This window comes from Acinetobacter sp. L-24, assembly GCF_056857555.1.
Map to the genome: position 1 here is coordinate 489,092 of NZ_JBSXNI010000044.1, position 23,242 is coordinate 512,333.

A 23,242-nucleotide genomic window follows, 5' to 3' on the forward strand; every position below is an offset into this window, starting at 1 on the left:
TTTTCAGCTACAATCAATCGAAAAAATTAAAAGCGTAGGTTTAAAATGTCTTCTGTAATTGCAACGACAGCGATCCGTGGTCGCTTCCTCGATATTCAGAATACAGTTGCCCAAGCACGTGATATACACGACCAAGTGCGATATGTAGAAGATGGTTTAGTCATCATTCACGAAGGTAAAATCCAGTGGTTTGGTCCTTGGCAAGAAGGGCAGTCACGACTTCCTACCGACCTTGAATTACAACACTATCCAGATCAACTGATTGTTCCCGGATTTATCGACACCCATATTCATTTCCCGCAAACGGAAATGGTCGGGGCTTATGGTGAACAACTGCTGGAATGGTTAAATACCTATACATTCCCCACTGAAATCCAGTTCCAAGATGCATTCTACAGCGAAAGAATTGCCGAATTTTTCGTGCAGGAATTGCTTAAAAACGGCACCACCACTGCACTGGTCTTTTGTACCGTTCATCCTGAATCCGTAGATGCTTTATTTAATGCCGCAACCACACGCAATATGCGTCTGATTGCGGGTAAAGTCCTGATGGACCGTCATGCACCGGAAGCGCTGACGGATACAGCAGAAACGGCTTATATTGACTCTAAAACGCTGATTGAAAAGTGGCATGGACAGGGGCGGAATCTGTATGCGATTACCCCACGCTTTGCACCGACCTCAACACCTGAACAATTACAAAAAGCCGGCCAGCTCAAAAGTGAATATCCGGACGTGTATGTACATACCCATTTGAGTGAAAATAAAAATGAAATTGCCTGGGTAAAAGAACTCTTTCCTGAACGTGAAGGTTATCTGGATGTGTATCATCATTATGGTTTAACCGGGAGCAAGTCCGTCTTCGCACATTGTGTGCATCTGGAAGATAAGGAATGGGATTGTATGCATCAGACCGACTCCGCCATTGCCTTCTGTCCGACCTCAAACCTGTTCCTGGGCAGTGGCTTATTTCCCCTGAAAAAGACCTGGGACAAAGGGGTCAAAGTCGGCTTAGGTACAGACATTGGGGCAGGGACATCATTTAATCAGCTGCAAACCCTGAATGAAGCCTATAAGGTGCAGCAGTTGCAGGGCGAAAAACTCTCTGCCTTTGAGGCCTTGTATCATGCCACTTTAGGCGGTGCCAAAGCCTTGAGTCTAGATGATCGCCTGGGGAACTTTAATATTGGCAAAGAAGCCGACTTTGTGGTTCTGGATCTCAATGCCACTGCCTTACAGCAGTTACGCCAGAGCAAAGCTAAAAATATTGAAGATGCATTTTTTGCACTGACCATGCTTGGTGATGACCGTAATATTGCAGCCACCTATGTCTATGGAGCAGCCGTTTATGTCAAAGCAGCATCCAGTGAATAAAACAAAAAAATCCCGCCGTCGCCAATACTTGATCCTGTCTGCAATGGCACTGGGCTGTGTTTTTTTATTGAAACGCGATTCAGCAGCGGCTAAAAAATGATTACATTTACAGCCAGCAAAACAGGTGCATCTCTGCTAGGGATGTATTAAAATTGCGACGTATTCAGGTGTTGCAGGTCAACACCTTTTTTATTTTGCTATTTTTACTTTTTAGGTATCTACCCATGACCGTTCAAATGAGCGTAATGATTTCCGCTGAAGAAATTCAAGCTAAAGTCAAAGAGCTTGGTGCTCAAATCAATGCACACTATGCCAATAGTGACAAAGAACTTGTGCTCATCGGTTTATTACGTGGTTCAGTGATTTTTATGGCTGATTTATGTCGTGTGATTTCAAAACCGCATGAATTGGATTTCATGACTGTGTCCAGTTATGGCGGTGGCACGGTATCGTCACGTGATGTAAAAATCCTGAAAGATTTAGACGGTGAAATCCGTGGTAAAGATGTGCTGGTGGTTGAAGATATTATTGACTCAGGCAACACCTTAAGCAAGGTACTCGAAATCCTGCAAACCCGTGAACCTAACTCGATTCAACTGTGTACTTTGGTAAGTAAACCATCGCGTCGTGAAATCGATTTGAAGGTCGAATTTATGGGCTTTGAAGTTGAAGATAAATTTATTGTGGGTTATGGCTTGGACTATGACCAGAAGTACCGTCACCTGCCATTTATTGGTGAAATCGGTCTTTAAAATCAGGTTGAAAAAAGTGGCATAAGCCACTTTTTTTATACCTAAAATACAGAAAAAACCGGGAACAAAAAATAACATCTCGTTTCAGGATTCAACTTTTTATGATCCTGACTTTGTTTCAAGATGATTAAACAGATGTGAAAACAAAGACATGATAAGAAGGAGTATGCATATGTGGACAATTATTGTGGCGATCGTCATTGGTTTTGTAGCAGGTCTAATTGCACGTGCCATTCATCCGGGTAATGACAAGGCAGGCTTTATCATGACCACCTTGCTGGGTATTGCCGGCTCCTTGTTGGCGACTTTTGGTGGTCGTATGCTCGGTCTGTACTCGGCAGATTCCGCAGCAGGTCTGATTGCTTCCGTGATTGGTGCTGTGATTATTCTGTTTATTTATAATATGGTGACCAAACGCCGCACGGTCTAAATCAAGCTGATGCCTGACTGGATCACCTTAATAAAAAAAAGCACCCCATGAGGTGCTTTTTTTATATTGAGCGACTGATATCTTTATTTAATTTTTATAAATTGAATTCTTTAAAAATCTGTTCAATCTGCTCTGCTGGATAGGCGCCTATCACCTTAAAACCATTGGAAAAAATAATCGCAGGAGTACCATTCACGCCCATAGACTGAGCCAGTTTTTTATTCCGTTCAATCGGATTGGCGCAACTTTTTTTCGATTTAGGTTGAATCCCTTGAGCAATCAGATTTTCCCATGCCTGAGCTGGATTAGACTCGCAATACACCTGTTTTGAAGGAGCAACCGACTGGGGTTTTAAAGGAAGAATAAAGGTATAAATGGTCAAGTCATTCAATTTTTTCAGCTCTAGCTCAAGCTTTTTACAATACGGGCAATTTGGGTCAGAAAAGATGGCAATCTGACGTTTACCCGTACCTCTTACACTTTTCACTGCATCCTGAAGCGGTAATTTTTTCCAGTCGATACTATTTTGTTTTAGCATTAAATCGCGGGTCAGATTATGTTGATCCTGAATCCGCAGCATCGGGCCGGCAATCAGATGTTTGGCATCTTCATTTAGATAAACCACTTGGCCCTGCATGGAACCGCTATAGATGCCTTTCATCTCCGTGGTTTGAATATTTTCAATTTTTAAATTGGGACTGTTTTTTGCCAAGTTAGCTTGTACCGTATCAATATTGGCAAATGCGAAGCTTGAAATAAATGTACTTAAACTAATGATCAGTGTTTTTTTTAACATGAATGTTCTACATGAATTGGATAAGAATATGCTTCGATTCTAATCGCTCTGCTTTTAAATTTCTCAAACATTTATGTTACTGTTTACACTCAGTTAAATAAGCTCATAATGTTTCACGTGGAACACCATGTATAGCGTTAGATTGAACTTCAAGATATCTAGAAATCACATAAATATTCACAATAAGCAATTGTTTTATATAATTAAAATATTTTAAATGATAAATATCTTACTCATTCAACCTTGACCGATTTTCTGCATCCATTCTAAACTGCAGACACTTTTTATTTTCCTCGCTACGCCCTGACATGGATTGGCCAAGGATCAACACTATAACGGCATTTTCATGACAATAACGACCAGCTGGCGACCGTTCTTGATGGTCAGCCTGGCTTTAATGATGGGAACGATTGGTACTGCTTTGGCCAGTCCGCTTTATCCGATTTATCAACAGCTCTGGCATTTGCTTCCCAGCCAGATCACCTACATTTTTGTCGCCTATATGTTTGGCTGTCTCTCGACCTTGTTGTTTTTGGGCAGAACCAGTAACAGCATCGGATTTTTACGGACCCTGCAAATTGGTCTGGCCCTGATCACGCTGGGTCTGATCATTTCCGTTTTTGCCCAGAATGCACTGATCCTCTCGATTGGCCGTTTTATTATTGGGATTGCCTCGGGCTTGATGACCACTTCTGCCATGATGGGTTTAATGCATACCATCCCGGAAAGCCATAAGCACACTGCACCGCAACTGATTTCAATCATTACTGCAATGGGTTTTGGTTTGGGACCTTTGGTCGGTGGCGTGATTGCGCAGTTTTCCGCTGCGCCTTTGGTGATGCCATATTTGCCGATTATTTTGGGTGCCGTATTGTGTCTGATTGGCCTGTTCTGGATTAAAGCACCCAAGTTTGAGGTGCAGCCCTTTAGCATGGCGCCTAAACTGCAACGACCTGAAGCCCAGTTTCATCGTGTGTTTATGATTATTGCAGTGACAGCTTTTAGTGCCTTTGCCGCCTTTAGCCTGTTTGCTTCCCTGTCGCCATCCTTTGTCCGAAATATTTTACCTTGGCATGGCCCTCTGGTCAGCGGACTGGCCATTACCAGTATCTTAGTGGTTTCAGTGATCGTGCAGTTTATGGCCAAAGCGGTCGCAGCGTCTAAATGTCTGAATATCGGCCTGATGATGATGTGCTTGAGCCTGATCATTTTAGCACTATGCATGTATTCGAAAATCAGCCTGCTATTTTTTATCAGTGATATTTGCTTTGGAATTGGCCATGGGTTTGCCCTGATGGGTGCTTTTGCACTGATTCATCAAATGACCAGCTTAGACAACCGTGCAGCCGTCATGTCGACCTATCTGTTTATTGCCTATCTGGGCACTATTGTCCCTATCATTGCTGTGGGTTATCTGGCCGATCACTGGGGGCTGGATTTCGCTGTGATCAGCTTTTGTATCGCGATCAGTCTATTGTGTTTTGCGCTGTGGTGGGCGTATCAAAAATCTCATCAACCAGCCTAAAAAAAGCCCTCAGTTGAGGGCTTTTTTGATGTTTTATTAAATAATTACTTTCCAATACAGAATGAACCGAAGATCTTGCCCAGCAGGTCATCTGCACTGAAATCACCAGTGATCTCACCCAATGCATTTTGCGCCAGACGTAAGGACTCCGCTACCAGTTCACCGGCGTTATACACCACCAGTTGTTCACGCGCCTCAGCCAGATAGAGCTGAGTGCGCTTCATTGCATCTAAATGACGGGTACGTGCGATAAAGGTGTCTTCCTCAGGCTGGAAGCCTGCATGCGCTGTAATCGCCTCTATGAGCGCTTGAACGCCAGTTTCTTGCTTGGCAGAGACTGCAATATGCCGGAAACCATTTAAATCGCCAATCACGGCTTCAGCACCGGTCAGGTCGCATTTATTGCCAATCAGCATTAAACGTTTCGGTTCTATATGTTCAGCAAAATATTCCTGAGCAAGTTGCAGCGGATCTTCGCCCTGACTTAAGTCATAGACCAAAAGCAATAAATCGGCCTGTTCGATTTCTTTAATCGCGCGGCGGATTCCTTCTTTTTCCACGATATCGCCAGTTTCACGCAGGCCCGCAGTATCAGTCAGGGTAATCGGCAGACCATTTAAAGTAATCTTTTCATGCAAGACATCACGGGTGGTGCCGGCAATATTAGTCACAATTGCGCGTTCAATTCCAGCCAATGCATTCAGCAACGAAGATTTACCGGCATTCGGTTTACCCGCAATTACGACTTGTAAACCTTCACGTAACAACTGACCTTGACGTGCGGATTGCTGTACTTGAGTGACGGCACTGGATACGCCATCTAGCAGATTTAAAATCTTGCCATCTGCGAGAAAATCAATTTCTTCTTCCGGAAAATCAATCGCGGCTTCCACATGCAGACGCAGATGAATCAGCTGCTCAAGGACTGCATTGACTTTGGTCGAGAAAGCTCCTTGCAGTGAACGCACCGCAGAACGTGCAGCCGCTTGCGAAGTTGCATCAATCAGGTCGGCAATTGCTTCAGCCTGCACCAGATCCAGCTTGCCATTTTCAAAGGCACGCATCGAGAATTCACCCGCTTTGGCTGCAGTGGCGCCCAGTTCCAGCAAACGGCCAAGCAGGGCATTCTGAATCACCGGACCGCCATGACCTTGTAGCTCCACTACATCTTCACCGGTAAACGAGTTTGGATTCGGGAAGCAAATCGCCAGTCCTTCATCCATGACTTCACCTGCTGCATCGTAGAACTGGCGGAAACCGGCAAAACGGGCTTTGGGCAGCTCTTTTTGCGTCAGTTGCTGGGCAATTTCATAGGATTTCGGACCTGACAGGCGAATCACCCCAACGCCGCCACGTCCTGGTGGAGTTGCAATCGCAGCAATAGTTGTGGTTCGGTTGAGCATAAAATTCACCTGCAAAGACTCAAAAGTACAGCCAAAAAAAATCCGCCTAAGATTACCATCTTAAGCGGATTTATTCAGCCTATCCGTACAACTTAGTTGACTGGAGTGGCCTCATCACGTTTCGCGCGATCTTTGGCAACAGACTTGTTAATCAAAGTTTGTTGCAGAATCGTGATCAAGTTGTTGACGATCCAGTACAGAACCAAGCCTGCCGGGAAGAACAACAAGAATACGGTAAAAATGATCGGCATAAACTTGAAGACTTTCGCCTGCATTGGATCAGTTGGTTGTGGATTTAACGACTGTTGGATATACATCGTCAAGCCCATCAACAACGGCAGAATGAACCAAGGATCCATTGAAGACAAATCCTGAATCCACAGCATCCATGGCGCATGACGCAGTTCCACAGATTCCATCAACACCCAGTACAAGGCCAGGAAAATCGGCATTTGTAATAACAGCGGTAAACAGCCGGCAAGCGGATTGACCTGTTCACGTTTGTACAATGCCATCATTTCTTGAGAGAAGCGCATGCGGTCTTCACCGAACTCTTCTTTCATGCGTTGCATTTCTGGCGCAATCACACGCATTTTCGCCATCGAGCGATAGCTCTTCGACGACAATGGCCACAGGATCACTTTCACCAAGATGGTCAACAGAATAATTGCCCAGCCCCAGTTACCCACCAGACCATGGAAGAATTCAAGACCAACAAACAGTAATTTCGCAATTGGCCATAACCAACCATAATCAACGGTCTGGTTTAAACCCGCAGCCAAATCTTTCAGTTCTGACTGGATTTTTGGACCTGAATAGAAAGTCGCATCAATTTCAGCTACTGTACCTGCTGGCACATTGAACGTCGGGGAGGTAAAACCGATGATGTTCATGTTATCGGTTGATTTACGTGATTCAAGCTTGGCGCTATAAGCTTCGCCATTGCCTTGAGTCAACTTTAGCTGACCTGGAACCCATGCACTGACAAAGTAGTGCTGTACCATTGCCACCCAACCACCTGTCGCTTCAGTACTGACTTTTTCTTCAACAAAGTTGTCGAATTTAAGCTTGTTGTACTGCTCGTCCGGGGTACCCCATGCACCGCCCAGGAATGTTCCCAGTGTGAAGATCCCCTGATCAGATTTGCCTGGATCTTCCGAGTTATCGCGTTTGATCTGACCGAACATCTGACCTTGCCAGGTCTGGCCACTGCGGTTAACCACTTTGTGATTTACCACGACCGGATATTCACCTTCAGTGAAATTGAAGGTCTTGATAATCTCGATCCCGTCAGCGGTTTTAAACACTAGCGGTACAGACAATACTTTCAGGTTTTCACCATCTTTGGATTTGACTGTTTTCGCATCTGCCAGGGTATAAGCAGTTTTTTCTAGCTCATACATTGGACGGCCGTTACGGCTGCTGTCCGGTCCATTCAGACCGATCAGGCCAGACTGGGCGACATAAGTACGTTTCGCATCGCTTTCCAGCATCACGAACGGTTCATCGCTGTCTTTGTTCTTGTCATGATTGAGTAATTCAATACGAACAATATCACCACCCTTAGGATTGATCCAAAGGTGATAAAGGTCAGTTTGTACTGAAATAAGCTGCTGACTTACAGGTGCTGTGGCATCCGTGGCTTGCTGTGCTGGCACATTTGCTTGTGGCAGATCAGAGGCAACTGTAGCCGTCTGACCATTTGGCAAATCTGCAGATACGTCATGCGAAACAACAGCAGTTTCCTGCTGCGGTTTTGTTTCAGCATTTCCATAATCTTTTTGCCACGCCAAAATGAGCAAATATGCGACAACAAACATGGCTCCGAGAATTGCAATCCTGGCCCATTGTTGCATATGTATTACCCCAAGTGGTGAGAGTGATTTTGGTTCAATAAACGATCACGAAAGGGTACAGCAACGTGAAGCGTTTGAGAATCTATTTGCTGAAATGAAATAAAACGAATCGCTTTTGAGGGAACAGGATCATATCCCGAGCCCCCCCACGGATGACAACGGCAAATACGTTTAGTAGCCAGCCACACTCCACGCCCAGCGCCATGCATCTGGACTGCTTCCAAGGAATATTGAGAACAAGTTGGAATATAACGACAGCGCGGTCCAAGAAGAGGACTAATCGCAATCTGATAGAAACGGATCAACCAATGCAGTAAACGTACCATTGGCCAACTCTACTTTTGTGGGGAGGGGGCTATTTTTGAATGCTTTTTGGCAAGACGGTTCAGTTTCTGCCAGGCAAATTGTAATTGCTGGTGCAATTCTGCATTAGGCACTGCTTCAACACCCATTTTCGGCATGATTACAATGTCTAAGTCATCTAATTGCTGTTGATGCAGGCGAAAACTTTCGCGAGCAAGTCGTTTTACTCGATTTCTTTCGTGTGCACGTCGCACTTTCTTCTTGGCAACAACTAAACCCAAACGGCTACTTGGCAGTTCGGAATGTTTTGCAAGAAATAAGAAATGGGGTTGATGCACTTTAAAAAGCGCACCATCAAAGACACCTTTATAATCGGCAGCACAGCGTAATCGCAACTCTGTGCCAAAACTATAAAGTTTTGTCATAACACCCAAAATCGTCTTAGCGTAACTGATTAAACAGTTAAGCTATGACGACCTTTTGCACGACGGCGAGCTAATACTTGACGACCAGCTTTAGTAGCCATACGAGCACGGAAACCATGAACACGCTTACGCTTTAATTCAGACGGTTGGAATGTACGTTTCATATTGAAACTCCAAAAAATGATCTTTCTATGAAGGTCCGCGATTTTAGTGCTCATTGCTTGAGCTGTCAATGCAAAAGCAGTTTTCTTTTCAAATAAGATCAAAAAAGATAAAGCCCCTGTTTTTTCGGAGAACTTAATAAAAAATAGTTCAATTCAAGTTAATCACAAATTAAGTTATTGTTATATAAATATATATAAGTTATAAACAACTCTATCAACAAAGTTATCCACATGTTATCCAGAGTTTAAATTTAACCTGTAGTTTTGAATTTAAATTTGAAGTTTTTTGAGTTATCCACAAAAAACAGTGGTCTTATAAATAAATTCAAATTTATAAATTTAAATTTATTACTATTAGGGAGCACTTTTTCTATGGATAAGCCACTTTTTATTTAATTAAACATAAACTTATGTTGTGGATAAAACTGTTTCTATTAATTTTATACTTTGTGGATAACTTTATGGTATATTTTATCCACAGCTTGCGGATAAACTTATCCACACTGGGTTTTAAATTTAAATTTATGCAGGGTGATTTCTTTTTGCACAGTTTTTGTAGAGATTGCCATGACAGATGTGGATAACTTGGTTAGAATGGCGACCCGCTTTTGGTCGCGGTCATCTTTTTTGAATGAACAATGGAATGAATAGGGGATTCACATGCTTTGGACGGACTGCTTAAATCGCCTGCGACAAGAGCTCTCTGGAAATGTCTTTACAATGTGGATTCGCCCATTGGTTGCAGAAGAGCTGGAAGACAGCTTGCGTTTGTATGCACCTAATCCTTACTGGACGCGTTACATTCAAGAACATCATCTGGAACTGATCACGATTCTGGCAGAGCAATTGTCTGAAGGACGGGTACGCAAGGTCGAAATTTTAGTGGATTCACGTCCAGGGGCAATTTTATCTGCCAGTGAACAACCGGCGACTACGACTGCGGCATTGACTTCGATACCGATGCCGGTGCCGAAACCGAAGAAAGAAAAAGAAGACAGCGGCAAAAATAGCCGTAGACGTCAGTTGAATCCATTGTTTACCTTCTCGCTGTTTGTGGAAGGCCGATCTAACCAGATGGCGGCAGAAACCTGTCGCAAGGTACTGACCCAGCTGGGTGCTTCACAGCACAACCCCTTATTTTTATATGGTCCGACCGGTCTGGGTAAAACTCACTTGATGCAGGCGGTCGGTAATGCATTGTTGCAGGCCAAGCCAAATGCACGTGTCATGTACATGACCGCAGAAAGTTTTGTACAGGACTTTGTCAGCTCGTTACAGCAGGGCAAAGTCGAAGAGTTTAAGAAAAATTGCCGTTCTCTGGATTTATTACTGGTTGATGATATTCACTTGTTGGCCGGTAAAGAAGCCAGCTTGGTCGAGTTTTTCTACACCTTTAATGCACTGCTGGATGAGTCCAAACAGATTATTCTGACTTCGGATCGTTATCCTAAAGAACTAACCGAACTGGATCCACGTCTGGTTTCACGTTTTTCTTGGGGCTTGTCGGTCGGAGTTGAACCACCCGATATTGAAACCCGAATTGAAATTCTGCTGAAAAAAGCCGAAAGCAACCAAGTCGATTTACCACGTAACTGTGCGCTGTTTATTGCCCAGCAGGTGGTGGCTAACGTACGTGAGCTTGAAGGTGCGCTGAACAAAGTGGTAGCGATTTCACGTTTTAAAGGCACACCAATTGATCTGGATGTAGTGCGTGAATCTTTAAAAGATGTGCTGGCGATTCGTGCCCGTACCATTAGTACCGAAAACATTCAGCGTGTGGTGAGTGAGTATTTCCGTATTCCACTGAAAGAACTGGTTGGTCCAAAACGCACCCGGATTTATGCCCGCCCACGTCAGCTGGCGATGGGGCTGGCCCGTGAACTCACCGGCGACAGTTTTCCGGAAATTGGCATGGCTTTTGGCGGTCGTGATCACAGTACCGTGATGCACGCCTGCGAGAAAGTACAGAGCCTGCGTGAAGAAGATCCGATCTTTAACGAAGACTATAAAAACCTGCAACGTCTGTTGCAAAGTTGACCTAAATCGCTCAAATTCTATTCTTGCTATGCGGCTGCTTTTGCCGCATAGTAAACCGTCAAAAAAATCACTTTTTCTATATTAATCTTCAGCTTTAGAGGAATGCACCGTGCGTTTAAAAATCGCGAAAGAAAGCTTACTGAATGTTCTCTCACATGTCGTAGGAGCGGTTGAACGTCGCCATACCTTGAATATCCTGTCTAACCTGAAAATTCAGGTGACTGCGCAAGCATTGACCGTGACCGGTTCCGACCTGGAAGTCGAACTGGTGGCGAGTACAGCACTGGCTGAAGGTGCATGTTTGCAGGAAGGTGAGACCACAGTTCCTGCACGTAAGCTGATTGATATCTGTAAGTCACTTCCTTCAGCGGCATTGGTGGATTTACATATTACTGAAGATCAGCGCTGTATCCTTAAATCGGGCAACAGCCGTTTTGTATTGGGGACATTGCCTGCTGATGATTATCCATTACTGAACACTGAAAACACCCAAGGCACGCAAGTGACGGTGACACAGCGTGAGCTAAAACGTCTATTTGAAAAAACTGCTTTTGCCATGGCGGTTCAGGATGTACGTTTTTACCTAACCGGTACTTTGCTGGAAATCGATACCAATCAGCTACGTGCAGTCACTACCGATGGCCACCGTCTGGCACTATGTGAAACAGCGGCACAATCTACTGCAACACAGCCGATTCAGGCGATTGTGCCACGTAAGGCCGTTGCAGAATTACAGCGCCTGCTCAGCGTTGAAGATGAGCAATTATCTCTATTGATCGGTCGTGAACTGCTCAATGTGACCATCAATATGCCAAGCCGTGACAAGGAACAGGCGGATATTACCGTGCGTTTCACCACCAAGCTGATTGATGGTAAGTTCCCGGATTATCGCCGTGTGATTCCACGTGGTGGCGACAAAGTGGTGATGATCGCACATGACGTGTTCAAGCAGTCTTTGCAACGTGTGGCGATTTTAAGTAATGAAAAGCTGCGTGGTGTGTTTCTAAACTTTAATGCCGATTCTTTGCAACTTCGCGCCAATAACCCGGAGCAGGATGAAGCGATTGAAGATCTGGCGATTCAATATGCTGATTCACCGCTAGAAATGTCATTTAATGCGCAGTATCTGATTGAAGTACTCGGTGTGCTTGATGGCGATGATGTGTCAATGACCATGACTGAAGCGAATCAGTCTGTCTTGGTACAAGACCCGGCGCATACGGATCAAACCTATGTCGTCATGCCGATGCGTGTTTAAGCCGCGGCTCTTGATATTTATATAAGACATGCATATTACGCGTTTACATATTGAGCGTGTGCGGAATTTAAAGACGGTTGCTCTCCACGGATTGCAGCCGTTTAATGTTTTTTATGGCCAAAATGGTTCAGGTAAAACCTCGATTTTAGAGGCGATTCATTTACTTGCTGCTGGTCGTTCTTTCCGTACCCATATTCCCAAAAATTATATCCAGCATGGCGCACAGGATGCGATTGTGTTTGCACAATCTGCGACTGAAAAAATAGGCATGCAAAAAATGGCCAGCGGGGAACAGTTGATCAAGGTCAATGGCGATCTAGTGGCAACTCAGGGACAACTGGCCAAACTGTTACCCTTGCAACTGATTGATCCACAAAGTACCGATATCATCGATCATGGTGCCAAACCACGACGTCAATTGCTCGACTGGTTAATGTTCCACGTGGAACCAGAGTTTTATCATGCCTGGCAATATTATTCTCGTGCGCTGAAACAGCGAAATAGTCTGCTCAAAAGCAAACGCTTTCTGAGTCTGTCTGATCTGGAACCGTGGAACCAGATGCTGAGTGAATATGGTGAAATCCTGCACTCGCAACGTGTCGGGATTGTGGAACAATGGAAGCCATTTTTTGAAGATGATCTGAAACAGTTATTACCTGAATTGCAAGTCAGTCTGGAATACAGTCCGGGCTTTCATAGTGAAACCGGCCTGCTAAATGATCTGACCAACCAGCATGAAAAAGACTGTGAGCGACGCTATACCGAATATGGCCCACATCGCGCAGATTTGCGTTTAAAGACCCCGATGGGGGATGCTGATGTGATCCTGTCGCGCGGGCAGAAAAAGCTGCTGATGATCGCACTAAAACTGTCGCAAATCGCAATGCTACATTCTTGTAATAAGGAAACTGTGGTATTATTAGATGATGTGACAGCAGAATTAGATTTAACCGCACAACAACGTTTAATTGAGCGATTGAGCCAACTTGGTAGTCAAGTTTTTATTACCACCTTAGACCATGAATCAGTACAAAAGCACTTACATGATTTGTCTATCTCATATCAGTTATTCAGTGTTGAAAACGGTACAGTTCAAGTTGTGCAATAATATTTTTTGAGTTTTACCCATCTTTGGATAGACCTATTTTTCACTAGGGAGAAACCATGAGTTCAGAAGATCAAGCTGCTTCTCAAACAGAACAAACCATTGAAAAGGCTTATGATTCCTCTAGCATCAAGGTATTACGTGGTTTAGACGCAGTCCGTAAGCGTCCGGGCATGTACATTGGTGATACAGACGATGGTACAGGCCTGCACCACATGGTGTTTGAAGTAGTCGACAACTCGATTGATGAAGCCTTGGCAGGCCACTGTGATGAAATTATAGTGACGATCCATGAAGATGAATCGGTTTCAGTTTCTGATAATGGTCGTGGTATTCCGACCGACATTCACCCTGAAGAAGGTGTGTCTGCAGCAGAGGTGATTTTAACCATTCTGCATGCCGGTGGTAAGTTCGACGACAACAGTTATAAAGTGTCTGGCGGTCTGCATGGTGTCGGTGTTTCCGTAGTCAACGCACTGTCTGAAAAACTCGAATTGACCATTCACCGTGCCGGTAAAATTCATGAACAAGAATACCGTCATGGCGATTCTCAATATCCATTAAAAGTAGTGGGCGATACCGATAGAACCGGTACTCGTGTCCGTTTCTGGCCAAGTGCCGAGACTTTTAGTCAGACCATTTTTAATGTTGATATTTTGGCGCGTCGTTTGCGTGAACTGTCGTTCCTGAACGCAGGTGTGCGTATTGTGCTGCGTGACGAACGCATTAATGCCGAGCATGTCTTTGATTATGAAGGTGGTCTGTCTGAGTTCGTTAAATATATTAACGAAGGCAAAACTCACCTGAATGATATTTTCCATTTCACTGCTGCACAGGCCGATAACGGTATTACGGTAGAAGTCGCATTGCAGTGGAATGATTCTTATCAGGAAAATGTACGTTGCTTTACCAACAACATCCCGCAAAAGGATGGTGGTACGCATTTGGCCGGTTTCCGTGCTGCGTTGACCCGTGGTTTAAACAACTACATGGACAGCGAAAATATCCTGAAAAAGGAAAAAGTTGCGGTATCGGGTGATGATGCGCGTGAAGGCCTGACTGCCATCGTGTCAGTCAAAGTACCTGATCCAAAATTCTCTTCACAGACCAAAGAAAAACTGGTGTCGAGTGAAGTGAAAACGGCTGTTGAACAGGCCATGAACAAGGCATTTTCTGAATATTTATTGGAAAATCCACAAGCAGCCAAAGCGATTGCTGGCAAGATCATTGATGCAGCACGTGCGCGTGATGCAGCGCGTAAAGCACGCGAAATGACACGTCGTAAGAGTGCGCTGGATATTGCCGGTCTTCCAGGTAAACTGGCCGATTGTCAGGAAAAAGATCCAGCTTTGTCTGAACTGTACCTGGTCGAGGGTGATTCTGCAGGTGGTTCAGCCAAGCAAGGTCGTAACCGTAAAATGCAGGCGATTTTACCGCTGAAAGGTAAGATCCTGAACGTGGAACGTGCCCGTTTTGACCGCATGATTTCCTCTGCTGAAGTTGGTACGCTGATTACCGCACTCGGCTGTGGTATTGGTCGTGAGGAATATAATCCGGACAAACTGCGTTATCATAAAATCATCATCATGACCGATGCTGACGTCGATGGTTCACACATCCGTACGCTGCTGTTGACCTTCTTCTTCCGTCAAATGCCAGAACTTGTGGAACGTGGTCATATCTATATTGCCCAGCCACCACTGTACAAGCTGAAAAAAGGCAAGCAGGAACAGTACATCAAGGACAATGATGCACTGGAAACTTACCTAATTTCGAATGCGATTGATGAGCTGGAACTGCATATCAGTGCAGAAGCGCCTGCGATTCGTGGTGAAGCACTGGCGAATGTGATTGCTGATTATCAGACTTCCCAGAAGAGCTTGGCACGTTTGACCCAGCGTTATCCTGCGAGTCTGCTTGATGCACTACTTTCACTGGAAGGTTTTAAGCTGGATCAGCTGGAAGACAAAACCTATGTGGAAACATGGGGTGAGAATCTGCGTGCAGCGATTGAAGCCATTCAGCCAACATTACGTCCAGAATTAACCCTGGAGCGTTTTGAAAAAGAACTGGCAGATGGTCAAAAAACTGCAAGCTGGTTGCCACGTATCACGATCTATGTACATAACTTGCCACATAGCTACCTGTTAGACTCAGTACTGTTAGGTTCAAGTGAATATGCACGTTTATTAAAGAATTCAAAGAGCTGGTTTAGTCTGCTTGAAGATGGTGCATATTTGCAAAAAGGCGATCGCAAGATTCAGGTCAGCAATTTCCATCAGGTTTGGCAACATATCTTGCAGGACTCACGTCGTGGCATGATGATCCAGCGCTATAAAGGTCTGGGCGAGATGAATGCGGAACAGTTATGGGAAACCACCATGGATCCAGACAACCGTAACATGCTGCAAGTGACAGTTACCGATGCGATTGAAGCGGATCGTATGTTCTCTTGCTTGATGGGCGATGACGTAGAACCACGTCGTGCTTTCATTGAAGAAAATGCCTTGAATGCAGATATTGATGCATAACCCTTCAGGATAAAATCAGATATAAAAAAGCGCCTTTCGAGGCGCTTTTTTTAGACCAATTTTTTTACTCATATCCTGTGAGCTAGGCAAAATAAAGTAATTTTGGACCGATTTTTAGATATGGAACGGGTTCATTTAGGTTTTAAAAAGCCAAGTTGAGTAAGCCAAATCGACTCTAAGAAAGGGTTTATGTATAGAGATTACCAACTCGGGAGAATACCTGAAATCTGGAGTGAATCTATCGTTATAAAAATGATCTGCATCAGAACTTCTAAAATAATTTTTGAATAGGAAAGTGAGGTAGAAAGACGTTCTTTATACGATGAGAAGTTTGCATGCAGTTCACGACACTAGGTGAAAACTGGATCAGTCAAAGTGGTATTTAAAGATGCGTGTAATAAAAACAGATCGAATACTTTAGGTGGATTCGACTAAAAAATAATAAATCGCCTATTCAGAAGATCCAATATCTCAAAAATAAATAAAAAGCTGCTAAAACTAAATTTTAAATTTTCAATAGCTTATAAGAAACTTGGTCTAATACGCTAAATAATACGTGAATAATATTGCTTCAAGCATCTAGAAAGCCTGATCAGAGATGTGGATAACTCTAAAGTTATCCATAATTTTTATGTGAATAAGATAGTATTTTTCCGCAAGCTTTAATCCACGTATTAATTCTTTATTTTAAATTCAAATTTGAAATCGATTATCTTGTGGATAAGTGTTTTTAAATTTAAAATAGCATTTTAAATTTAAAGCTAGATTTGGCGATATATTGCTAGTATGACCAGACTATTCCTTGGATTGGCTTTAAAATAAAAAATTATTATAAATTAAATACTTGTAAATATAGTGTAGTTTCTCTAATCATTACCGTGGAACATATTGTTAACTAAAAACTCAAGATGTAGCTAAACTACATAATTGATTTAATAATCAAGTGAACTTTCATTTTTATTTAAAATCATACTTTTATCGATTTTTGCTTAACTTTTTTATTTCTCATTTTTGAGTTATTTCTTGATTTCATTATTGAAAATCGGGCATTTCTTTTATTACTCGATAGAAAAGAGGGAGGGAATCGCTGAAATGATATTGATTAGGAACAAGAAAAAGAGGATTGATAAAATGACGATGAAAAATAAAAAAGCGCCTGACGGCGCTTTTTTTTAATCATATTTATGGTGTTAGAATGACTTTACGACAGTCTTCTTCCTTTTTATCAAAAATACGGTAACCTTCCGCAGCATCTTCCAGTTTCATGCGATGGGTAATAATCAGATCTGGAGACAGATCTCCATTTTCAATATGTTCTAGCAACTGCGGCAAGTAATTATGCACATGGGTTTGTCCCATTTTAAAGGTCAAACCTTTGTCAAAGGCATCACCAAACAGGAAGCCATGAATTGGACCGGCATAAACTCCAGGTACACTCACCACACCGCCGCGACGGACCGCTGCAATACATTGTCTTAGCGCTGAACCACTCGAACCTTCTAATTTCAGGTTGGTCATTACGGTTTCCAGCATGCTACCTTTGGCTTCAAAACCGACCGCATCAATGACGGCATCGACTCCACGATAACCCGTAGTATTTTGAATGATAAATTCAGCGGCATCGACTTCATCAAAATTGACGGGAATTACCCCATAGGTTTGATGCGCGAAACGCAAACGGTAAGGGTGGTGATCGACCATAAAGATCTGCTCGGCACCGAGCATCCGCGCGCAGGCAGCAGCCAGCAGACCGACCGGGCCAGCACCATAAATCGCCACACTGGAACCTCGACCGACTTGGGCATTATTCACTGCTTGCCACGCAGTTGGCAGAATATCGGTCAGGAATAATACTTTTTCATCAGGCAGGGAACCCGGCACCTTAAATGGTCCGACATTGCCTTTGGGGATCCGTACATATTCAGCCTGACCACCCGGTATACCACCATACAGATGGCTAAAGCCAAATAAAGCTGCCCCTGGTGGGATCTGTTTTTTGTTGAGAATTGCACCACGACCGGTATTGGTATTTTCACAGGCAGCCATGAGTTCATGTTCACAGAAAAAACAGTGACCGCATGCAATCACAAAGGGAATAATCACCCGGTCACCTTTTTTGACTTCGGTTACTTCTGGGCCGACTTCTTCTACAATTCCCATAAATTCATGGCCGAAAATATCACCGTCTTCAGTGGCCGGAATTTTCCCCCGGTATAAATGCAGATCTGAGCCACAGATGGCGGTGGCTGTCACCCTTAAAATAACGTCATCTGGTTCCTGAATCACTGGATCTGGAACGGATTCAACTCGTACATCCCGAGCACCATGATAGGTAAGAGCACGCATGCGGATTTCCTCTCTCTAGTTCAACATTAAACAGACTCGTAGCAAGGCTGCCAAAAATTAAAAAACATTTGTATTAGAGCCTTAGGATGAAACAGCGCGCTGTAAATTAATGTATGAAATAAGGCATCCAACTGTTTAAAAAATAAACTTATATAGGGTTTGTGTAATTCATGACCTTATGTGTCGAATGAATAGAAAAGAACAGAATTAAAGAAACATCTAGACGTAGATGAAAAAATACAGGGGGGAAAATGGAAGAGAAAACATTAAAAATAGTGAATAAAAAAGAGATGAACAACGTTGGTCATTCATCTCTTATCTTAAATCTTACTAAAAGAGCTTTAGAACGTCTGTTCCAGACTTTCCAGTTCCATCATCAGTTCTAGCATTTGCTCTTCGGCTGTTTCCAGTTTGGCTTTTAGCTCGGTTTGCTCATTCATCAGTTTCAGCAAATCATTTTTACGTGATGCTTCGTATAAAGCACTGTCACCCAGCAGGTTTTCAATTTCAATCAGGCGCGGCTGTAGTTTGGCCATCTGTGTTTCGCATTTTTCAATATTCTTGCGAATCGGACGACTTAGTTCCCGCTGGCGAGCAGCTTCCTTACGTTGTGCTTCCTTGTCCAGTTTGGAAATAGTCGGTTTGACTTCGACTTGGGATTTCACCGGTTCTGCTGGCTTTTGCCCATTTTTAATCATCTCAATACGGGCTTGGCGTAACCAGTCAGCATAGGCAGTAAGATCACCATCAAACTCACGGCATTGACCATTATGTACCAGTAGCAGTTCATCACAGACGCTGGCGATGAGCTGACGTTCATGCGAAACTAGAACTACCGCGCCCTGAAAATCTTGTAAAGCCATAGTCAGTGCATGACGCATATCCAGGTCTAAATGGTTGGTCGGCTCATCCAGAATCAGTACATTCGGACGCTGCCAAACAATCAGCGCTAGGGCCAAACGTGCACGTTCACCACCCGAAAAACTTTCACTCGGCGTATCCATACGTTCGCCACTAAAACCGAAACTACCCAAGAAAGAACGCAGGCTGGCTTCACTGATTTTTTTATCGGCAATACGTGCCAGCTGTAACATCGGACTGGCATTACCATCCAGTGCATCCATCTGATGCTGGGCAAAATAACCAATATTCAGTAGCTCTGAATCTTTACGCAGGCCCTGAATCAGTTTCAGGTCACCGACCAGCGATTTAATCAGCGTGGATTTACCTGCACCATTCATCCCGAGTAACCCGATCCGGCTGTTGGGCGTGATCTGTAAATTTACATTGGTAACAATCAGCTTGTCGCCATAACCAATATCGGCATGTTCCAGTTGCAATAACGGCGAACTCATTTTGGTCGGTTCGCGGAAACTGAAAGTAAATGGTGTATCGACATGGGCAGCAGATAGTTCCTGCATACGTTCCAGCTGTTTGATCCGGCTCTGTGCCTGTTTGGCTTTGGTCGCTTGTGCTTTAAAACGGTCAATATATTTTTGCAGATGCGCGCGGGTTTCCAGCTGCTTTTCATACGCCTGTTGCTGCTGTGCCAGACGTTCACTACGGGTACGCTCGAAAGTCGAGTAGTTGCCGGTATATAAAATCAGTTCCTGATTTTCGATATGTAAAATGTGATCGGTAATCGCATCGAGGAAATCCCGGTCATGCGAAATCAGCACCAGCGTACCTTCATAAGCCTTGAGCCAGTCTTCTAGCCAGAGAATCGCATCCAGGTCCAGATGGTTGGTCGGTTCATCGAGGAGTAGTAAATCTGAACGGCTCATCAAGGTACGCGCCAGATTCAGACGCATACGCCAGCCACCGGAAAAACTTGAAACATCCAGCTGTGATTGATGTTCAAAGAAGCCCAGACCCGCCATCAGCTGCGAGGCTTTGGCAGGAGCCGAATAACCTGAAATTTCATCAAAACGGCCATATAAATGTGCCAGTTCTGCATCATCCAGTTGATCCGGCTGATCGAGTTTTTGCTGAATATCCCAGTATTCTTCATCGCCCGACAATACGAAATCAATGGCTTTCATATTCAGTGCTTTGATTTCCTGAGCCATATGCGCCACGGTCCATACCGCAGGTCGGGTCAGCGAACCGGTGTCCGATTCCATGCCGCCCAGCAAGGCTGAAAACAGGGTTGATTTTCCAGCACCATTGACACCGGTTAGGCCAATTTTCCATCCTGGGTGTAACTGCATCGACGCTTTTTGAAATAAAACACGTCCACCGCGACGTATAGATAACTGGTCTAACTGAATCATTGAGAAATCAAAGCTAAGAAATAAGATGCGCCTATTCTAAAGGAAAGCCCTGTGAAAATGAAAAATCTTACCGATTTTGCTGAAATGAATCAGTTTTCATCTCTGTCAATTGATTTGGGATAGACGCATAAGTTGAGTAAAAGCTCTATTTTATGCATGAACAGTGGTTTATAGTTCAGGCTGATCGAGTAAAAAATACCATAGAGTCAAATAAAAATGAAAAAGGGATGTTTAATTTTGTCGGCACTGGGTCTTTTGGTGTCGACTTCAACTCAAGCCAGAGTGAATGTCTGTGTTTTTGATTTGCTGGGAAAATCTGGTGAATCTTATAAGCTGCTGGAGGAATGGGCGCTGGCAGCAAAAGGCTGGGGTGCCGAAATTCAGCTAAACGCCTATCAGGATGAAGCCAAAGTCGATCAGGATGTCAAAGCAGGAAAATGTGATGCTTTCTATATGACTTCGATGCGTGCCCGCGCCTATAATAAATTTGCCGGATCGATTGATGCAATTGGCGGCGTGCCGAATAATGACATTGCCATGAAAGCCATCAGCTATGTGCTGGATAAACGCAATAGCAAACGCCTAATCACCCAGATTGGCAAAGAAAAATTCGAAGTAGCAGGCATCGGCCAGATTGGGCCAGCCTATATTTTTGTTCGTGATCGTACTCTAAATAAACTGGAACAGGTCAAAGGCAAGAAATTTGCTGTGCTGCATTATGACTATGCGCAAAAAATCATGGTCGACCGGATTGAAGCCGTACCGGTCATGTCGGAAATTTCCAATTTTATTCGCAAGTTTAATCAGGGCGAAGTGGATATTGTCGCTGCACCGGCTTATGCATTTAAACCGCTGGAATTACAGAAAGGACTAGGCCGTCAAGGCGCAATGATTAATTTTCCGGTGATTAATGTCACTGCTGATCTGATTATTCGTCAGGAAAAGTTTCCGGCAAGCTTTGCCGCACAATCCCGAAACTGGTTTGTGAAACAGTTACCGCGCAGCTTTGCCATGGTCAAGCGCATGGAAGCTGAGATTCCAAGCAAATATATTCTGAATCTAAGCCGTGAAGATCGTGTGGCCTACCAAAAGATTCTGCGTGATGGGCGGATCGATTTAACCAAACAGGGGATTTATGATCAGGGCATGATGAACGTATTGAAACGCGCGCGTTGTACGGTAGAAAGAACCAATTTTGAATGTTCGATTGGTGGCGAATAAATCTGAAATCATGTATATCTTTGTAACTATATCTGGGTAAATGTAATTATAAGAAAGCAGTTTTAAATATTAAGATATTGATATTTAAATATATATTTAAAAAATAACTTAGGCAACTATTGCTGATTTATCTTTATAGGCCAAAATGCCGGTTTTAAATGGAGTAAATGCTCTATTTTTTTTAATTAAACTTGCTTAATATTTGTCCCGTGTACGGACACTCAGCGAATAACAAGATTTCAAAGGATAACTACAATGAAAAAAACACTCTTATCATTGGCTGCATTCTCTGCATTTGGTTTTGCAAGTGCGGCGCATGCAGAAAAAGTCGATATCTGTGTGTTTGACTTACTGGGTAAATCCGGTGAGTCTTTCCAGATGGCGCAAGAATGGGCACTGGCTGCAAAAGGCTGGGGCGCAGAAATCAATCTGATTGCCCGTCAGGATGAAGCGGTTGCCGACAATGACTTCAAGGCCGGTAAATGTGATGGTGTGTTTATGACAGCCATGCGTGCCCGTCAATACAATAAATTTGCCGGTTCTATTGATGCACTGGGCGGTGCACCAAGTAATGCCATTGCCCAGCGTGCGATCAGTTTTGCTCTGGACAAACGTAATGCAGCGAAAATGGTCAGTAATATGGGCGGCAAAAAATACGAAATTGCCGGTATTTCACCGTTGGGTTCAGCATTTATTTTTGTTCGTGACAAGAATATCAATTCGATTGAAAAAGCCGCAGGGAAGAAATTCGCCGTACTTGGCTATGACGATGCCCAGAAAATCATGGTACAGCGCGTCGGTGCGCAGGCAGTGATCTCCGATGTTTCTAACTTTGTCGCCAAATTTAACAATGGTCAGGTGGATATGGTCGGTGCACCTGCTTATGCCTACAAGCCATTAGAAATCTATAAAGGTCTGGGTAATAACGGCGCAATGTTTAATTTCCCGGTACTGCATGTCACCTCTGATTTTGTGATTCGTCCGGAAAAATTCCCCGCAGGTTTTGGACAGAAATCGCGTGACTGGTTTATCAAAAACCTGCCAAAGAGCATGGGGATGATCAGCCGTCTGGAAGCGGGTATTCCGTCGAAATATAAAATGAATCTGAGCGCTGAAGATAAAACCAAGTATCAGAAAATGTTACGTGATGGCCGGATGGACATGACCAAACGCGGAATCTATGATGCCAGCATGATGTCGGTCTTAAAACGTGCGCGCTGTTCTGTCGATAAGGCCAACTTTGAATGTTCAATTGCTGGCGAATAATCTGATTTTTAAAGAAAAAAGCTTAGATTGATCTAGGCTTTTTTTATGGCTGAACCAGGTCAGATCTGCCATTGTGCAGCGAATAAAATAGCTTAAGCTTGAGCTAAATATTAAATTCGCATGTTTTATATAAAAAACAATCACATGTGACTAAAACTGCAATAACAAAAACAAGCG

At 43.7% G+C, this 23,242-nt stretch carries 18 protein-coding genes; 10 read left to right on the top strand and 8 right to left on the bottom strand.

Going from position 1 to position 23,242, the window contains the following annotated elements; translation table 11 throughout:
* Positions 1-45 precede the first annotated feature (45 nt).
* The 3 genes from guaD to AC13CK_RS13970 all read left to right on the top strand — a co-directional run bounded on the left by guaD (position 46) and on the right by AC13CK_RS13970 (position 2,556).
* Positions 46-1,374 carry a guanine deaminase gene (gene guaD, locus AC13CK_RS13960; RefSeq protein WP_425880138.1) on the top strand — a complete coding sequence of 443 codons (1,329 nt, stop codon included), beginning with the start codon at positions 46-48 and terminating at the stop codon, positions 1,372-1,374.
* Positions 1,375-1,598: 224 nt separating this feature from the next.
* On the top strand, positions 1,599-2,126 hold the full coding sequence (gene hpt / locus AC13CK_RS13965) for a hypoxanthine phosphoribosyltransferase (protein ID WP_004647133.1): 528 nt from the start codon (positions 1,599-1,601) through the stop codon (positions 2,124-2,126).
* A gap of 172 nt (positions 2,127-2,298) precedes the next feature.
* Positions 2,299-2,556, top strand: coding sequence for a GlsB/YeaQ/YmgE family stress response membrane protein (locus AC13CK_RS13970; protein WP_004281926.1), 258 nt, complete (start codon positions 2,299-2,301; stop codon positions 2,554-2,556).
* A gap of 94 nt (positions 2,557-2,650) precedes the next feature.
* Here AC13CK_RS13970 and AC13CK_RS13975 read toward each other — a convergent pair whose 3' ends face one another.
* Positions 2,651-3,352: a DsbC family protein gene (locus AC13CK_RS13975; RefSeq protein ID WP_425880139.1), complete on the bottom strand. Its 702-nt coding sequence runs from the start codon at positions 3,350-3,352 to the stop codon at positions 2,651-2,653.
* A 346-nt stretch (positions 3,353-3,698) separates the two neighbouring features.
* On the opposite strand from AC13CK_RS13975, the gene AC13CK_RS13980 reads away from it, so the two are divergent.
* On the top strand, positions 3,699-4,877 hold the full coding sequence (locus AC13CK_RS13980; RefSeq protein WP_482831272.1) for an MFS transporter: 1,179 nt from the start codon (positions 3,699-3,701) through the stop codon (positions 4,875-4,877).
* 44 nt (positions 4,878-4,921) lie between these two features.
* On the opposite strand, the gene mnmE is transcribed toward AC13CK_RS13980, so the two are convergent.
* From mnmE to rpmH, 5 genes are all read right to left on the bottom strand, one after another.
* Positions 4,922-6,280, bottom strand: a complete 1,359-nt coding sequence (gene mnmE, locus AC13CK_RS13985; RefSeq protein ID WP_044111657.1) for a tRNA uridine-5-carboxymethylaminomethyl(34) synthesis GTPase MnmE — start codon at positions 6,278-6,280, stop codon at positions 4,922-4,924.
* Between the two features lie 92 nt (positions 6,281-6,372).
* Positions 6,373-8,136 (bottom strand): membrane protein insertase YidC, encoded by a 1,764-nt coding sequence (yidC, locus tag AC13CK_RS13990; RefSeq protein ID WP_005245552.1) that lies wholly within the window; start codon positions 8,134-8,136, stop codon positions 6,373-6,375.
* Positions 8,137-8,141: 5 nt separating this feature from the next.
* Positions 8,142-8,462: a membrane protein insertion efficiency factor YidD gene (yidD, locus tag AC13CK_RS13995; RefSeq protein WP_004281931.1), complete on the bottom strand. Its 321-nt coding sequence runs from the start codon at positions 8,460-8,462 to the stop codon at positions 8,142-8,144.
* Between the two features lie 9 nt (positions 8,463-8,471).
* Positions 8,472-8,864, bottom strand: coding sequence for a ribonuclease P protein component (rnpA, locus tag AC13CK_RS14000; protein ID WP_425880141.1), 393 nt, complete (start codon positions 8,862-8,864; stop codon positions 8,472-8,474).
* 29 nt (positions 8,865-8,893) lie between these two features.
* Positions 8,894-9,028 carry a 50S ribosomal protein L34 gene (gene rpmH, locus AC13CK_RS14005; RefSeq protein ID WP_000831329.1) on the bottom strand — a complete coding sequence of 45 codons (135 nt, stop codon included), beginning with the start codon at positions 9,026-9,028 and terminating at the stop codon, positions 8,894-8,896.
* 660 nt (positions 9,029-9,688) lie between these two features.
* Between rpmH and dnaA the strand changes: the two genes are divergently transcribed.
* The 4 genes from dnaA to gyrB all read left to right on the top strand — a co-directional run bounded on the left by dnaA (position 9,689) and on the right by gyrB (position 15,959).
* Positions 9,689-11,065 carry a chromosomal replication initiator protein DnaA gene (gene dnaA, locus AC13CK_RS14010; RefSeq protein ID WP_005104955.1) on the top strand — a complete coding sequence of 459 codons (1,377 nt, stop codon included), beginning with the start codon at positions 9,689-9,691 and terminating at the stop codon, positions 11,063-11,065.
* 109 nt (positions 11,066-11,174) lie between these two features.
* Positions 11,175-12,323, top strand: a complete 1,149-nt coding sequence (gene dnaN, locus AC13CK_RS14015; RefSeq protein ID WP_005252973.1) for a DNA polymerase III subunit beta — start codon at positions 11,175-11,177, stop codon at positions 12,321-12,323.
* 28 nt (positions 12,324-12,351) lie between these two features.
* Complete coding sequence (recF, locus tag AC13CK_RS14020; protein ID WP_114541696.1) at positions 12,352-13,431, top strand: DNA replication/repair protein RecF; 1,080 nt, start codon at positions 12,352-12,354, stop codon at positions 13,429-13,431.
* A 56-nt stretch (positions 13,432-13,487) separates the two neighbouring features.
* Positions 13,488-15,959, top strand: coding sequence for a DNA topoisomerase (ATP-hydrolyzing) subunit B (gene gyrB / locus AC13CK_RS14025; RefSeq protein ID WP_148335201.1), 2,472 nt, complete (start codon positions 13,488-13,490; stop codon positions 15,957-15,959).
* Positions 15,960-17,141: 1,182 nt separating this feature from the next.
* Here gyrB and AC13CK_RS14030 read toward each other — a convergent pair.
* The gene (locus AC13CK_RS14030) at positions 17,142-18,305 is read right to left on the bottom strand and encodes a zinc-dependent alcohol dehydrogenase (RefSeq protein WP_001202407.1); all 1,164 of its coding nucleotides are present in this window, start codon (positions 18,303-18,305) and stop codon (positions 17,142-17,144) included.
* A gap of 341 nt (positions 18,306-18,646) precedes the next feature.
* A complete protein-coding gene (locus AC13CK_RS14035) occupies positions 18,647-20,578 on the bottom strand; it encodes an ATP-binding cassette domain-containing protein (protein WP_129717334.1) in 1,932 nt (643 codons plus the stop codon).
* A 216-nt stretch (positions 20,579-20,794) separates the two neighbouring features.
* Here AC13CK_RS14035 and AC13CK_RS14040 point away from each other — a divergent pair, with 216 nt between their 5' ends.
* Together AC13CK_RS14040 and AC13CK_RS14045 are read left to right on the top strand one after the other, a co-directional pair.
* A complete protein-coding gene (locus AC13CK_RS14040) occupies positions 20,795-21,799 on the top strand; it encodes a putative solute-binding protein (protein WP_425880143.1) in 1,005 nt (334 codons plus the stop codon).
* Positions 21,800-22,054: 255 nt separating this feature from the next.
* On the top strand, positions 22,055-23,065 hold the full coding sequence (locus tag AC13CK_RS14045) for a putative solute-binding protein (protein WP_005094844.1): 1,011 nt from the start codon (positions 22,055-22,057) through the stop codon (positions 23,063-23,065).
* The last annotated feature ends 177 nt before the right edge of the window (positions 23,066-23,242 follow it).

Coding starts and splice junctions, on each gene's coding strand:
- AC13CK_RS14040 (WP_425880143.1), top strand. CDS start 20,795: ATGAAAAAGGGATGTTTAATTTTGTCGGCACTGGGTCTTTTGGTGTCG.
- AC13CK_RS13970 (WP_004281926.1), top strand. CDS start 2,299: ATGTGGACAATTATTGTGGCGATCGTCATTGGTTTTGTAGCAGGTCTA.
- AC13CK_RS13980 (WP_482831272.1), top strand. CDS start 3,699: ATGACAATAACGACCAGCTGGCGACCGTTCTTGATGGTCAGCCTGGCT.
- dnaA (WP_005104955.1), top strand. CDS start 9,689: ATGCTTTGGACGGACTGCTTAAATCGCCTGCGACAAGAGCTCTCTGGA.
- AC13CK_RS14045 (WP_005094844.1), top strand. CDS start 22,055: ATGAAAAAAACACTCTTATCATTGGCTGCATTCTCTGCATTTGGTTTT.
- guaD (WP_425880138.1), top strand. CDS start 46: ATGTCTTCTGTAATTGCAACGACAGCGATCCGTGGTCGCTTCCTCGAT.
- hpt (WP_004647133.1), top strand. CDS start 1,599: ATGACCGTTCAAATGAGCGTAATGATTTCCGCTGAAGAAATTCAAGCT.
- yidD (WP_004281931.1), bottom strand. CDS start 8,462: ATGGTACGTTTACTGCATTGGTTGATCCGTTTCTATCAGATTGCGATT.
- AC13CK_RS14030 (WP_001202407.1), bottom strand. CDS start 18,305: ATGCGTGCTCTTACCTATCATGGTGCTCGGGATGTACGAGTTGAATCC.
- AC13CK_RS13975 (WP_425880139.1), bottom strand. CDS start 3,352: ATGTTAAAAAAAACACTGATCATTAGTTTAAGTACATTTATTTCAAGC.
- yidC (WP_005245552.1), bottom strand. CDS start 8,136: ATGCAACAATGGGCCAGGATTGCAATTCTCGGAGCCATGTTTGTTGTC.
- recF (WP_114541696.1), top strand. CDS start 12,352: ATGCATATTACGCGTTTACATATTGAGCGTGTGCGGAATTTAAAGACG.
- mnmE (WP_044111657.1), bottom strand. CDS start 6,280: ATGCTCAACCGAACCACAACTATTGCTGCGATTGCAACTCCACCAGGA.
- rnpA (WP_425880141.1), bottom strand. CDS start 8,864: ATGACAAAACTTTATAGTTTTGGCACAGAGTTGCGATTACGCTGTGCT.
- gyrB (WP_148335201.1), top strand. CDS start 13,488: ATGAGTTCAGAAGATCAAGCTGCTTCTCAAACAGAACAAACCATTGAA.
- rpmH (WP_000831329.1), bottom strand. CDS start 9,028: ATGAAACGTACATTCCAACCGTCTGAATTAAAGCGTAAGCGTGTTCAT.
- AC13CK_RS14035 (WP_129717334.1), bottom strand. CDS start 20,578: ATGATTCAGTTAGACCAGTTATCTATACGTCGCGGTGGACGTGTTTTA.